General features: G+C 75.3%; 11 protein-coding genes, 1 pseudogene and 1 riboswitch. Of the genes and pseudogenes, 8 read left to right on the top strand and 4 right to left on the bottom strand.

Features of this window, described 5'->3' with window-relative positions; translation table 11 throughout:
• Window positions 1–100: 100 nt before the first annotated feature.
• Window positions 101–385 (top strand): annotated as a pseudogene (locus OM98_RS16445) (AAA family ATPase); the annotation flags it as partial.
• The gene (locus OM98_RS01850) at window positions 359–1,585 is read left to right on the top strand and encodes a transglutaminase-like domain-containing protein (protein WP_245528735.1); all 1,227 of its coding nucleotides are present in this window, start codon (window positions 359–361) and stop codon (window positions 1,583–1,585) included. The pseudogene OM98_RS16445 and the gene OM98_RS01850, both read left to right, overlap by 27 nt.
• A gap of 223 nt (window positions 1,586–1,808) precedes the next feature.
• Here the strand turns inward: OM98_RS01850 and nirD are convergent, their stop codons facing one another.
• Genes nirD through OM98_RS01835 form a run of 3 tightly spaced genes read right to left on the bottom strand, consistent with a single transcriptional unit; the run spans window position 1,809 to window position 5,821 of the window.
• Window positions 1,809–2,258, bottom strand: a complete 450-nt coding sequence (nirD, locus tag OM98_RS01845; protein WP_010532858.1) for a nitrite reductase small subunit NirD — start codon at window positions 2,256–2,258, stop codon at window positions 1,809–1,811.
• Window positions 2,255–4,864, bottom strand: coding sequence for a nitrite reductase large subunit NirB (gene nirB / locus OM98_RS01840; RefSeq protein WP_010532857.1), 2,610 nt, complete (start codon window positions 4,862–4,864; stop codon window positions 2,255–2,257). The genes nirD and nirB overlap by 4 nt, the downstream gene beginning before the upstream one ends.
• A 48-nt stretch (window positions 4,865–4,912) precedes the next feature.
• Window positions 4,913–5,821 carry a formate/nitrite transporter family protein gene (locus tag OM98_RS01835; RefSeq protein ID WP_010532856.1) on the bottom strand — a complete coding sequence of 303 codons (909 nt, stop codon included), beginning with the start codon at window positions 5,819–5,821 and terminating at the stop codon, window positions 4,913–4,915.
• 310 nt (window positions 5,822–6,131) lie between these two features.
• Here OM98_RS01835 and OM98_RS01830 point away from each other — a divergent pair, with 310 nt between their 5' ends.
• The 6 genes from OM98_RS01830 (at window position 6,132) to ribH (ending at window position 11,451) form a co-directional block, all read left to right on the top strand.
• Complete coding sequence (locus OM98_RS01830) at window positions 6,132–7,160, top strand: formylglycine-generating enzyme family protein (RefSeq protein ID WP_010532855.1); 1,029 nt, start codon at window positions 6,132–6,134, stop codon at window positions 7,158–7,160.
• Complete coding sequence (locus tag OM98_RS01825) at window positions 7,157–7,519, top strand: YidH family protein (protein WP_010532854.1); 363 nt, start codon at window positions 7,157–7,159, stop codon at window positions 7,517–7,519. The genes OM98_RS01830 and OM98_RS01825 overlap by 4 nt, the downstream gene beginning before the upstream one ends.
• A complete protein-coding gene (locus OM98_RS01820; RefSeq protein WP_010532853.1) occupies window positions 7,516–7,875 on the top strand; it encodes a DUF202 domain-containing protein in 360 nt (119 codons plus the stop codon). The genes OM98_RS01825 and OM98_RS01820 overlap by 4 nt, the downstream gene beginning before the upstream one ends.
• Window positions 7,876–7,920: 45 nt before the next feature.
• Window positions 7,921–8,048: riboswitch (FMN riboswitch) on the top strand.
• 99 nt (window positions 8,049–8,147) lie between these two features.
• Entirely contained in the window at window positions 8,148–9,842 is a 1,695-nt protein-coding gene (ribD, locus tag OM98_RS16050) for a bifunctional diaminohydroxyphosphoribosylaminopyrimidine deaminase/5-amino-6-(5-phosphoribosylamino)uracil reductase RibD (protein WP_245528700.1), read from the top strand.
• Window positions 9,839–10,969, top strand: a complete 1,131-nt coding sequence (ribB, locus tag OM98_RS01805) for a 3,4-dihydroxy-2-butanone-4-phosphate synthase (protein WP_010532851.1) — start codon at window positions 9,839–9,841, stop codon at window positions 10,967–10,969. Before ribD ends, ribB begins: the two co-directional genes overlap by 4 nt.
• Window positions 10,966–11,451: a 6,7-dimethyl-8-ribityllumazine synthase gene (gene ribH, locus OM98_RS01800; protein WP_010532850.1), complete on the top strand. Its 486-nt coding sequence runs from the start codon at window positions 10,966–10,968 to the stop codon at window positions 11,449–11,451. Before ribB ends, ribH begins: the two co-directional genes overlap by 4 nt.
• Here the strand turns inward: ribH and OM98_RS01795 are convergent.
• On the bottom strand, window positions 11,442–12,269 hold the full coding sequence (locus tag OM98_RS01795; protein ID WP_010532849.1) for a uroporphyrinogen-III synthase: 828 nt from the start codon (window positions 12,267–12,269) through the stop codon (window positions 11,442–11,444). The two genes, ribH and OM98_RS01795, sit on opposite strands and share 10 nt — an antisense overlap.
• Window position 12,270 lies beyond the last annotated feature (1 nt).

The raw sequence follows: 12,270 nt of genomic DNA, 5'->3' as shown, positions 1-12,270 counted from the left end.
GGCGGCCGCGGGTCCCGGGGCCCTCCGCCCGGCCGTTTCGTCCCCGACCCCGAGGAGCCGCAGGTAGCCCACCCCCTGACCGAGACCCCCACCGGACGGCGTGCCGCAGCCCGAGGCGAGGGGCGTCGCACTCGACGCCGCCACCGCGGGAGCCATCGCCGCCGAGGCTGAGCAGGTGATGGATGCCGTCGCCGCCGTCGTGCAGGGCACGCCGCAGGCCACCCGCACCGCGGTGACCGTGCTGCTCGCCGACGAGATCAACCGCGCCTCCCCCAAGACCCAGTCCGCCCTGCTGGAGGGGATGGAGGAGCGCCGCGTCAGCGTGGGCGGCGAGACCCATGCCCTGCCGGAGCCGTTCATGGTGGTCGCGACCGCGAACCCCGCCACCGCCGGGGAGCTGCGGGCGGTCGAGCCGGAGGAGCTCGCCGAACCGCTGGAGGCGGGCTACGTCGAGGCGGAGGAGGTGCCCGCGACGGCCACCGAGCTCGCGGAGCTGCTGGCCACCGAGGCGGGCGCCACCACCGCCTACGACACCGCCCTTTCCTATCAGGAGTACTTCCGCAGCGAGTTCGCCTACTCGCTGACCGCCACGACGCCCGCCGGGGAGGACCCGCTCGACTCCTTCCTCGCCGAGCGCGTCGGCTACTGCGAGCAGTTCGCCGCCACCTTCGCGCTGATGATGGTCTCCCAGGGGTACCCGACGCGGGTCGCCATCGGCTTCACCCCGGGGGAGACCGAGGGCGAGGACCGCGTGGTCACGACCGACAACGTCCACGCCTGGCCCGAGGTGTGGTTCGGGCCCGAGCACGGCTGGGTGCGCTTCGAGCCCACCCCCGCCGCGGCGGCCAACGGCGTCAGCACCCCGGCCTGGACCATCGAGGACGAGGACGAGGACGAGGACGAGGAGACGGAGGCGGCGGAGGAGGAGACCTCGGAGGTCACCACGGAGGAGGAGACGCCGAGCGCCGAGGAGGAGAGCACCACGACGAGCAGTCCGACCGGCACGGAGGACGAGGTCGTGGGCTCGGCGAGCACGAGCGGAGCGCGCCGGGGGATCCTGCTGGCCGGCCTCACGGTCCTCCTGGTCGCTGCCGTGGCCGCGCTGGGGGTGTTCCGGAGCCGTGCCCGCGAGGCCGCCCGCCTCGCCCGGTGGGACGCCTTGGAGGCGGAGCCGGCGGACGGTGCGAGGGAGCCGACGTCCGCCGCAACCGAACGCCGCCGCCGCGCCGCCGGGGAGCTGGCCTGGGAGGACCTCGACGGCGCCCTGCGGCGACGCTCCCGTGCCGAGACCTGGCTGGGCTGGACCGGCCGCTGGGGACGCCCCCCGCTCGACCTGCACCGCGATCCCGCGCTGCCACCGCGGGCGGCGCTCGATGCGCTGCTCGACCAGTCCGCGACCGGCCGCACGGGGGTCACCGCGGAGCATCGCGCGGCCGCCGCCCGCCTCGCCTCCGCCGTCGCCGATGCCCGCTACGCTGCGCCGCCGGACGGTGGTGATTGGGCCACGGGCGCCCCCGACGGAACGTTCGCAGGGCTCCGGGCGGACTCTGAGACGTTGCGCCGCCTCGTCCTCACCGTCCGCTGAGGCGTTCCCGCGCCGCCCGCGAACCCGCTCGCACCCCCACTCGGCCCGCGCCAGCGGGGGTGCGTCACGTTCGTGTCGGATGGAGAAGCCCTATCCGACACGAACGTGACGCTTCCTCCGGAACAGCGACACAGACGTGACGCTCGTTGGCGAGGGGCGAGGGGCGAGGGGCGAGGGGCGTGAGGAGGTGGAGCGTGCGCGGCGTCGGGTGGGCGAGCCGGGGTCAGGCCTCGAGGCCCAGCATCACGTCCTCGCCCTCGATGCGCACCGGCCACACCCGCAGATGCACGGGGTCCTTGCCCTGGGCGTCGAGGCAGTGCCCGGTGCGCAGGTCGAAGATCTGCTTGTACATCGGGGAGGCGATGGTGGTGGCGGCCCCGCGGCTGCCGACGATCCCGCGGGAGATCACCTGCGCCCCGCTGAAGGGGTCGAGGTTCGCGACGGCCCGCACGGTGCCGTCGACCAGCAGGAACAGTGCCACCTGGGCGTCGTCCAGCAGGGCGGCGCGACCGCGCTCCACCTCCAGGTCGCCCAGCTCGCACACCCGCAGCCAACGCACCACGGCGTCGGTGGAGGGGGCTCGGCCGGGGGAGGAGAACACGGCCCTCTCGGTGCCGGTGGCCCTTGCGGCCTCGGCGGCGCCGACGGTGGGGGACAGGTCGGTGGTGCTCAACGGCGGACCTCCAGGGTGGTGCCGGCGATCAGGACGCCCCCGTCGGCACGCTCGGCGGCGCTCGCGGGGCGGACCTGGCCGCGCTCGGGGACGTAGGCGAGAGTCGGGTCGGGGGTGGTGGGGGCGTTGACGAAGGAGCCGAAGCGGCGCAGCTTCTCCGGGTCCTTGAGCGTGGCCGCCCATTCGTCCTCGTAGCCCTCCACGTGGGTGGCCATCTGGGCGTCCAGATCGGCGCAGATCCCCAGGGAGTCCTCGAAGACCACCTCCCGCAGACCCTCGATGCCGCCGTCGAGGGCCTGCAACCAGGGAGCGGTCCGCTGCAGCCGGTCCGCCGTGCGGATGTAATACATGAAGTAGCGGTCGATGGCGCGGATCAGGCTCTCGTCGTCCAGTCCCTCGGCCAGCAGCTCGGCGTGGCGCGGGGTGAAGCCGCCGTTGCCTCCGACGTACATGTTCCAGCCCTTCTCGGTGGCGATCACGCCGACGTCCTTCGAGCGGGCCTCGGCGCACTCGCGGGCGCAGCCGGAGACGCCGACCTTGAGCTTGTGGGGGGAGCGCAGGCCGCGGTAGCGCAGCTCGAGGCGCACCGCCATGCCCACCGAGTCCAGCACGCCGTAGCGGCACCAGGTGGAGCCGACGCAGGACTTCACGGTCCGCAGTGCCTTGCCGTAGGCCTGGCCGGACTCGAAGCCCGCCTCGACCAGGCGGCCCCAGATCTCGGGCAGCTGCTCCAGGCGGGCGCCGAACATGTCGATCCGCTGGCCGCCGGTGAGCTTGGTGTACAGCCCGTAGTCCTCGGCGATGCGGCCGATGGCGATCAGGCCCGCGGGGGTGACCTCGCCGCCCGCCATCCGCGGCACCACCGAATAGGTGCCGTCCTTCTGCAGGTTCGCCATCACGTGGTCGTTGGTGTCCTGCAGGGCGGCGTTCCCGCCGTCGAGCACGTGCTTCCCGCCGAGCAGGGCGAGGATGCTGGCCAGGGCCGGCTTGCAGGTGTCGCAGCCGCGCCCGCGGCCGAAGCGCTCCAACACGGCGGAGAAGGTGTCCAGGCCCGAGACCTGCACGGCGTCGTAGAGCTGGCGGCGGGACATCGGGAAGTGTTCGCAGAGGGCGTCGGAGACAGTGCGTCCCATCGCCGCGAGCTCCTTGGTGACCAGGCCCTTGACCATGACGGTGCAGGAGCCGCAGGTGGCGCCCGCCTTCGTGCAGGCCTTGACGGCGCCCGCGTCCTCGCAGCCGCCCTCGCGGACGGCGTGGCGGATGGTGCCGGCGCTCACCGAGGAGCAGGAGCAGACGATCGCCTCGTCGGGCAGGTCCCCGCTGGGCGCCGCGAGCCCGCCCTCGGGCATCAGGTAGGCAGCGGGGTCCCCGCCGAGGCTCCCGCCGACCAGCGGCCGCAGCGCCCCGTAGGCGGAGGCGTCGCCCACCAGCATGCCGCCGAGCAGCGTCTGGGCGTCGTCGGAGAGCACGAGCTTCTTGTAGACCCCGGCGACGGGGTCGGAGTAGACCACGTCCAGGGCGCCCGGGGTGGTGGCGAAGGCGTCGCCGAAGCTCGCGACGTCCACGCCGCGCAGCTTGAGCTTGGTGGAGGAGTCGAAGCCGTCGAAGGTGCCCTCGCCGCCCAGCAGGCCGGTCGCGGCGACCTCGGCCATCGCGTAGCCGGGGGCGACCAGGCCGACCCACTGCCCCTCGAAGCTGGCCACCTCGCCGATCGCGAGGATCGCCGGGTCGCTGGTGCGGCAGCGGGCGTTGATCTCGACGCCGCCCCGCTCCCCGCACACCAGTCCCGCGTCCCGGGCCAGTTCGTCGCGGGGGGAGACTCCGACGGTGAAGACGACGACGTCGCTGGCCTCGTGCTCGCCGCCGCGGAAGGAGATCCCGCTGACCGCGCCGTCCGTCGCGGCCGTCAGCGCCGAGGTGCGCGACTGGGTGCGCACCCGCATCCCCTTCGCCCCGATCAGGCGGCCGAGTGCCTGCCCGGCGGGCAGGTCGAGCTGCGCGGACATCAGGCGGTCGCTGGACTGCACCACGGTGGCATCCACCCCGAGGCCCTGTAGGGCTCCCGCGGCCTCCAGCCCCAGCAGGCCGCCGCCGACGACGTGCCCGACCAGGGGGCGGCCGAGCTCGGCGCTGCGGCGTACGACGAAGGCGCGCATCTCCTCGAGGTCGCCCAGGGTGCGGTAGACGAAGGAGCCGGGCAGGTCCGCGCCCGTGAGCTTGAGGCGCACGGCGGAGGTGCCGGTGGCCAGCACGAGCGTGTCGTAGGGGAGGCTCTGCCCGGTGGCGGTGGTGACGCGGCGGGCCTCGCGGTCGATGTGCACGGCCGGGTCGCCGGCCAGAAAGCGCACCCGGGGGTCGGCGAAGGGCGCCGTGTCCAGGCCCAGCTCCTCGTGGTCCTTGCCCTCGAAGAAGCCGGTCAGGCCCACCCGGTCGTAGGGGTGGCGGCCCTCCTCGCCCAGCACGGTGAGGATGAAGGACTCCTCGCTGCTGCTGGTCAGGCTCTCCACGAAGCGGTGGGCGACCATTCCGGCGCCGATCACGACGATCCGCCGATCGGAGGGGACGGGCAGGGAGGAGGGGTAGGGCGGGGGCAGGGTCTCAGGCATGGGTGCTCCGGGTTCGGTGCGGTGGTGCGGGTCGGTGTCGGGCCGGGCTCAGGCGCCGGCGGGGGCGGCGTCGGCGGTGCGGGCCAGGGCCGGCTCGGCGGGGCGCGGGGCGGGTGCCGGACGGGAGGCGGCGGGCGCATCCGGGGTGCCGGCCGGGGCGACGGGCTCGCGGCGGCGGTGGGTGAGGTACATCGGCAGGCCGACGAAGACGAGGCCGCCCACGAGGTTGCCCAGCACGGTGGGGATCTCGTTCCAGACCAGGTAGTCGCCGAGCGTGAAGTCGGCGCCGAGCATCAGGCCGGAGGGGAACAGGAACATGTTGACGATGGAGTGCTCGAAGCCCATGTAGAAGAACAGCATGATGGGCAACCACATCGCGATGACCTTGCCGGTCACGGAGTCCGACATCATCGCGGCGACCACGCCGGTGGAGACCATCCAGTTGCACAGCACGCCACGCACGAACAGGGTGAGCATCCCGGCGGCGCCGTGCTCGGCGTAGCCGACGGTGCGGCCGTGGCCGATCTCCCCGATCGCCTGGCCGACGGGGCTCGGCTCCGTGGAGAAGCCGTAGGTGACGTAGATGGCCATCAGCACCGCGACGATGATCGCGCCGATCAGGTTGCCGAGGAACACCAGGCCCCAGGTACGCATCACCCCGCCGAAGGTCACGCCCGGGCGCCTGTCCAGCAGCGCCAGCGGGGTCAGGGTGAACACGCCGGTGAGCAGGTCGAAGCCCATCAGGTACAGCAGCACGAAGCCGCAGGGGAACAGCAGTGCCCCGGCCAGGGGCTGCCCGGTCTGGGTGGTCACCGTGATGGCGAAGGCCGCGGCCAGGGCGAGGATGCCGCCGGCCATGATCGCCCGGATCACGGTGTCCCGGGCGGGCAGCAGCACCTTCTTCTGACCGGCGTCGATCATGCGGGTGGTGAGGTCGGCGGGCGGGACGTAGCTCATGCAGACTCCCTCGCGGGGTGGGTGGGATGAGCCCGTCCTCCGTCGCACGGGTTGTCCGGAACGGTAGGAGCGGGGCCGCGGGGTGCCTACGTCCGAGATGCGCCGTGACCTCTCCGTGACCTTCCGTCCCATCCGTGGAGGGGTGGGCCTCCTCGCGGCGCGGGCGGATACGCGAGGAGCCCCCGCCGCCGGCCTCGCCCCCGCCGCCCCCGTCCCATACCCGCACGAACGTGACGGGGCCCGTTGCTGGATAGGCTGAGCAGGGCGCCCGGGGAGGTCGCCGGGCCGCGGCGAGGATGCAGGAGGCGACGTGCAGGAGCAGGGGACCGGCTGCGGCTGCGGGACGCCCGACCGGCAGTCGCTGGAGCTTTCCGCCGCACCCGCCTCCGCGCTCGGTGGGGATGCCTCGCCTGCGCCGAACGACGCCCCTCCCACCGACACCGCCGAGCGCCGCCGGATCGAGCAGGCGCACGTGCCGGGCGGGGAGTTCACGATGGGCGACGCCACCGGGCACCGCAACCGCGGGGACGGGGAGACGCCCCTGCACCGGGTCGCCATCAGCGCCCTGGACGTGGACGTCACCACCGTCACCAACGCCGACTTCGCCCGCTTCGTGGAGGACACCGGCTACCGCACCGAGGCCGAGCGCTTCGGCTTCTCCGCCGTCTTCCACCTGGCGCTCGCCGCCGAGGAGGCCGACGTGAGGGGCCCCGCCGCCGGCACCCCCTGGTGGCGCGGCGTCCGCGGCGCCGACTGGCGCCATTCCGGCTGTCGCCGCTCCGACCTCGACGGTCTCGACGACCATCCCGTCGTGCACATGAGCTGGCACGACGCGCAGTCCTATTGTTCCTGGGCGGGACGTCGCCTGCCCACCGAGGCCGAAGGGGAGTACACCGCCCGTGGTGGGATCGAGGGCGCCACCTTCCCCTGGGGCGAGGAGCCCATCGACCAGCCGCCCTACCGGGTCGACGTCTGGCAGGGCGAGTTCCCCCGTCGCGACACCGGCGCGGACGGGTACCTCACCACCGCGCCCGTGCGCAGCTTCGCGACGAACGGATATGGGCTGTGGCAGAGCGTGGGCAACGTCTGGGAGTGGTGCGAGGACGGCTTCCACCCCAAGTCCTATCGTCGCGGCACCACCGCCGCCGCGCGCACCACCATCACCGATCCCACCGGTCCCGAGGGCGGCGGTACCCGGGTGCTGCGGGGCGGCAGCTATCTCTGCCACGCCTCCTACTGCAACCGCTACCGCAACGCCGCGAGGTCCCGGAACACCCCGGACTCCTCGATGGGCAACGCCGGCTTCCGCACCGTCTCCCCGCGAAGGAGCACCCCATGAGCGCGCCCCGCCGCTTCCCCGCCTCCGTCTACCGCGAGGGCGAGGAGCCCGACCCCCGTTTCAGTCTCGCCAACGAGCGCACCTTCCTGGCCTGGCTGCGCACCGCCCTGGCGATGTACGCGGGCGCCTTCGCGCTGGAGGCCCTGCCGATCTCCGCCGAGCCCGGCTGGCGCATCGCCGCGGCGATCGTGTTCATGGTGCTCGGCACCCTCGCCGCCGTGCAGGCGTGGCTGGGGTGGAAGGCCACCGAGACGTCCCTGCGCCGCGGCACCCCGCTGCCGGGCCTGGCCGTCGGCGGGATCCTGGTCGTCGGGGTGGTGCTCGCGGCGGTGCTGCTCGGGATCGGCCTGTACCTGTGAGTCAGCCCCCGCGGCCCGAGCCCGATGCCGTCTACGACCCCGGCCTGCAGCCCGAGCGGACCCTGCTGGCCTGGCGCCGCACCTGCCTCGCCTTCGGGGTGTCCTCCCTGCTCGCGATGCGGTTCTCCATGAGCGAGCTGGGCCCCGCGGCGGTCGTGGTCGGCGTGGTCGGGGCCGCCCTCGCGGTGCTCGCCTACGCGCTCGCAGCCACCGGCTACCGGCAGGCGCACCGCTCCCTGCGCGGCCAGGGGGTGCTCTCCCGCGGCGGTTGGCCGATGCTGCTGGCCACGGGCGCGGTGCTCGCCGTCGGGGCCCTCTGCGCCGGGTACCTGATCCTAGGCGGCGGGCCGGCCTGAGCCGCCGCGCCCTCGCACCGCAGTGCTACGGTGGCCGCGAATGAACCACATTCTCCGGGGTCAGTGAAAGTCTGAACCGGCGGTGACAGTCCGCGACCCGGCTCCCTCGGGAGTCGGTTGACCTGGTGGAACTCCAGGGCCGACGGTAATAGTCCGGATGGGAGGAGATGTGGCGTCGCCGTGCGCGGCGTCGATCCGTCGACGTCTGCGCGCCCGACGTCGTGCGCGCCGCGCCATCGCCCCGGGACGAGTCCGTCCACCGGGAGCCGACCGTGCAGGAGCACCCCACCCCCGCCGAGCGCGCCGCCATGCTCCACGCCCTCACCCTCGCCGCCCACGGCCCCGCCCAGGATGCGAACCCGCAGGTCGGCTGCGTCATCCTCGATGCCGACGGGCGCACCCTGGGAGAGGGGCACCACCGCGGCGCCGGCACCGCCCACGCCGAGGTCGCCGCCCTCGCCGACGTCCGTGCCCGCGGCCACGACCCCCGGGGCGCCACCGCCGTCGTCACCCTCGAACCCTGCGCCCACACCGGCCGCACCGGCCCCTGCGCCGAGGCCCTCATCGCGGCGGGCGTGGCCCGTGTGGTCCACGCCCTGCCCGAGCCCGGCCGGGACAGCGGCGGCGGGGCCGCGCGGCTGCGGGAGGCCGGGATCGCGGTGCACACCGGACTGGAGCGCGCCGCAGCCCTCGACCTGATCCGCCCCTGGTACACCCGCGCCGCCGCGCGGGGCGTGCACCTGGTCTGGAAAACCGCCACCAGCCTGGACGGGCAGGTCGCCGCCGCCGACGGGGCCAGCCGCTGGATCACCGGCCCCGAGGCCCGCGCCCACGCCCACCAGGTCCGCGCCCGCGCCGACGCCCTGATCCTGGGCACCGGCACGGCGCTCGCCGACGACCCCGCCCTCACCGTCCGCACCCCCGGCGCCGACGGCAGCCCGCCCTGGCGCGTCGTCGTCGGCCACCGCCCCCTCCCCGCGGCCGCGGCCGTGCGCGGAACCGACGGCCGTTTCCTGGCCCTGCCCACCCACGACCCCGCCACCGTGCTCGCCGAACTCGCCTCCCGCGGCGTGCGGCACGCGGTGCTCGAGGGCGGGCCGCGCCTGTCCGCCGCCGCCCTCGCCGCGGGCCTGATCGATGAGCTGCACGCCTACCTCGCCCCGCTCCACCTCGGCGCCGGCACCCCCGTGCTCGCCGCCCCGCCATCCCCGGCCTCGCCGGCGCCCCCCGCTGGCGGACCCGCGAGCTCCGCCGGCTCGGCGAGGACCTGCTGCTCATCGCCATCCCAGCCTGACCCTGCACCCTCCGCACACCGCCCAGAAGGAGCTCCCATGTTCACCGGCATCGTCGAGGAGATCGGCACGATCGACCGCCTCGACCCCCTCCCCGGCGGCGAGACCCGCCTCGTCCTGCACGGCCCCCGCGCCGCCTCCGATGCCGGGCTCGGCGACTCGATCGCCGTGGACGGCGTCTGCCTCACCGTGGTGGAGCTGCCCGGCGAGGGCCGCTTCGCCGTCGAGGCCATCCCCGAGACCCTGCGCCGCACCACCCTCGGCGCCGCCGCCCCCGGCGTCCGGGTGAACCTCGAACGCTCCGTTCGCGCCGACCAGCGGCTCGGCGGGCACGTCGTCCAGGGCCACGTGGACGGCACCGCCGGCCTGGTCCGCCGCGTCGACGGCGGCCGCTGGCGGGAGCTGACGTTCGCCCTCGACCCCGGGGAGGCCGACCATCAGAGCCTCGCCCCGCTGATCGCCGAGAAGGGCGCGATCACTCTGGACGGCGTCTCCCTCACCGTCACCGCGGTCACCGCGGACACCCTCTCCGTCGCCCTCATCCCCGCCACGCTCGCAGCCACCACCCTCGGGGAGCTCGCCGCGCGCGACCGGGTGAACGTCGAGGTCGACGTGATGGCCCGCTACGCCGCCCGCTGGAGCGAGACCGGCCGCGTGCGGGAGCTGGCGCGATGAGCGCCGCGACCGACAACCACCACCCCGCTGCCGAGGCGGGCGAGCGGCTGGCCCGCGCCCTCGACGAGCTGCGCGCGGGCCGCCCCGTCCTCGTCGCCGACGGCACCGAGCGGGAGGACGAGGTCGACGCGGTGATGGCCGCCGAGCACGCGAGCGAGCGCTGGATCGGCTGGATGGTGCGCCGCACCTCCGGCTACCTCTGCGCGCCGCTGCCCGCCGACCGCGCCGACGCCCTCGGCCTGCCGCCGATGGTGCCCCGCGGCCAGGACCCCCGCGGCACCGCCTACACGGTGGCCGTCGATGCCGCCGACGGCGTCACCACCGGCATCTCCGCCGCCGACCGCGCCCGCACCCTGCGCGTGCTCGCCGACCCGGACGCGGCCCCCGCCGACCTGATCCGCCCCGGGCACGTGCTGCCGCTGCGGGCCGTGCCCGGCGGGGTCCACGAGCGCCCCGGCCACACCGAGGCCGCCGTGGACCTCTGCCGCGCGGCCGGCCTCGTCCCCGTCGGTGTCATCGGCGAGCTGGTCCACGACGAGGGCCCGGTGTTGCGCCGGGAGGCCGCCGCCCGCCTGGCCGCCGCCGAGCACCTGGCCCTGGTCGCCGAGCGACCCGTCGCCCCGGGCGCCCCCACCCCGGTGCGGGTGCACTCCGAGTGCCTGACCGGGGAGGCGCTCGGCTCGGCCCGCTGCGACTGCGGACCGCAGCTCGAGGCGGCCCTGGAGCACCTCGCCGCTCACGGCGGGGTGCTGGTCTACCTGCGCGGCCACGAGGGCCGTGGCATCGGCCTGGCCGAGAAGATCGCCGCCTACGCCCTGCAGGACGCGGGCCACGACACCGTCGAGGCCAACCGGGCCCGCGGCTGGCCCGTCGACGCCCGCGAGTACGGGGCCGCCGCCGCGATCCTCACCGCACTCGACGTGACCGAGGTGGAGCTGCTGGGCAACAACCCGGACAAGGCCGCCGGGCTGCGCGCGCACGGCATCGCGGTGGTCGCGCAGCGTCCGCTGATCGTCGGCGTCGGCCCCGAGAACGTCACCTACCTGCGCACCAAGGCGCAGCGCATGGGCCACCGCATCCCCGCGGACGCCCTCACCCCCGCCCACCCCCGGAAGGACATCGCATGAGCGCGCACGGCGCCCCCACCCTGACCCCCGACGCCACCGGCCGCCGCCTGGTGATCGTCGCCGCCAGCTGGCACACCGAGGTGATGGACGGCCTGCTGGCCGGGGCCCGTCGCCGCCTGGCCGAGCTCGGCGCCCCCGCACCGACCGTGCTCCGCGTGCCCGGCTCCTTCGAGCTGCCCGTCGCCGCAGCCCGCGCCGCCGCCGTGGCTGACGGCGTGGTCGCGCTGGGCGTCGTCATCCGCGGCGGCACCCCGCACTTCGACTACGTCTGCCAGGCCGCCACCACGGGCCTGACCGAGGTGTCCGTCCGCACCGGGCTGCCCGTCGGCTTCGGGCTGCTGACCTGCGACACCGAGCAGCAGGCGCGGGACCGCGCCGGGCTGCCCGGCTCGGTGGAGGACAAGGGGGCGGAGGCGGCGGAGGCTGTCGTCGCGACCCTGCAGGCGCTGGACGCGCTGGAAGACCTGCCCGGTCAGGCGTAGTGGGCGACCACGTCGCGCAGCAGTGCCCCCAGGCGGCTGCGCTCGGCGACCATCACGGCGAAGCCCTCCTCCTGCAGGGGGGCCGCGGTGACGGGGCCGACCGCGGCCAGCAGCAGGCACCCCGTGGCGGCGCGCTCGCGCTGGGCGTCGGCGGTGCCGGCGGTGCGGGAGGCCTCCAGCCAGGAGACGACCCCGGGCGCGGAGGTGAACAGCACCGCGTCCACGGTGCCCTCGCCCGCCTCGCGCACGGCGCGCTCCAGGGCGGCCGGGTTGGCGGGAGGCCCCCAGCGGTAGATGGTCAGGCTGGTGACCTCGGCACCCAGCTCCGCGCAGAGCTCGTCGAGGCCGTCGGCGCCGGAGCCGTGGTGCTGGATCGCGACCCGTTGCCCGGCGAGGTCCAGGGTGCGCAGGTGCTCTCCGACCTCCGCGGCGGTCTCCGACTCCGCGACCCAGGCGGTGGTGAGCCCCGCCTGCCGGATCGCGCCGCGAGCCTTGGTGCCGCGGGCCAGCAGCGTCGCCCCGGCGAGCGCCTCGCGCAGGGACTCGCCCAGCCCGGCGGCGTCGGCCGCGGCCAGCCAGCCGCGGAAGCCCACCCCGGTGGTCGCGACCACGACCTGCGGGGGAGCCGCCAGCAGCTCCCGGGTGCGCGCCAGCAGCTCGGCGTCGTCCGCGTGCGGCACCACCGACAGCGGCGCCGCCTGGACGACCTCGGCGCCGTGGCGCTGCAGGGACGCGATGGCCTCCTCGGCCTTGCGCTCGGCGGCGACCGCCACCCGGCGTCCCGCCAGGGTGTCGCTCAGCCGTCCCTGCTCGCCCACG

Source organism: Brachybacterium squillarum M-6-3, from assembly GCF_000225825.1.
GTDB classification, from domain to species: Bacteria; Actinomycetota; Actinomycetes; order Actinomycetales; family Dermabacteraceae; genus Brachybacterium; species Brachybacterium squillarum.
Note: the sequence above shows the minus strand (reverse complement) of the source record. Positions and strands in the feature narration are given on the sequence as shown.

Excerpts from the sequence above, each read along its gene's own strand:
- ribH (WP_010532850.1), top strand. The coding sequence starts at position 10,966 with ATGAGCGCGCACGGCGCCCCCACCCTGACCCCCGACGCCACCGGCCGC.
- OM98_RS01850 (WP_245528735.1), top strand. The coding sequence starts at position 359 with ATGGTGGTCGCGACCGCGAACCCCGCCACCGCCGGGGAGCTGCGGGCG.
- nirB (WP_010532857.1), bottom strand. The coding sequence starts at position 4,864 with ATGCCTGAGACCCTGCCCCCGCCCTACCCCTCCTCCCTGCCCGTCCCC.
- ribB (WP_010532851.1), top strand. The coding sequence starts at position 9,839 with ATGAGCGCCGCGACCGACAACCACCACCCCGCTGCCGAGGCGGGCGAG.
- OM98_RS01825 (WP_010532854.1), top strand. The coding sequence starts at position 7,157 with ATGAGCGCGCCCCGCCGCTTCCCCGCCTCCGTCTACCGCGAGGGCGAG.
- OM98_RS01835 (WP_010532856.1), bottom strand. The coding sequence starts at position 5,821 with ATGAGCTACGTCCCGCCCGCCGACCTCACCACCCGCATGATCGACGCC.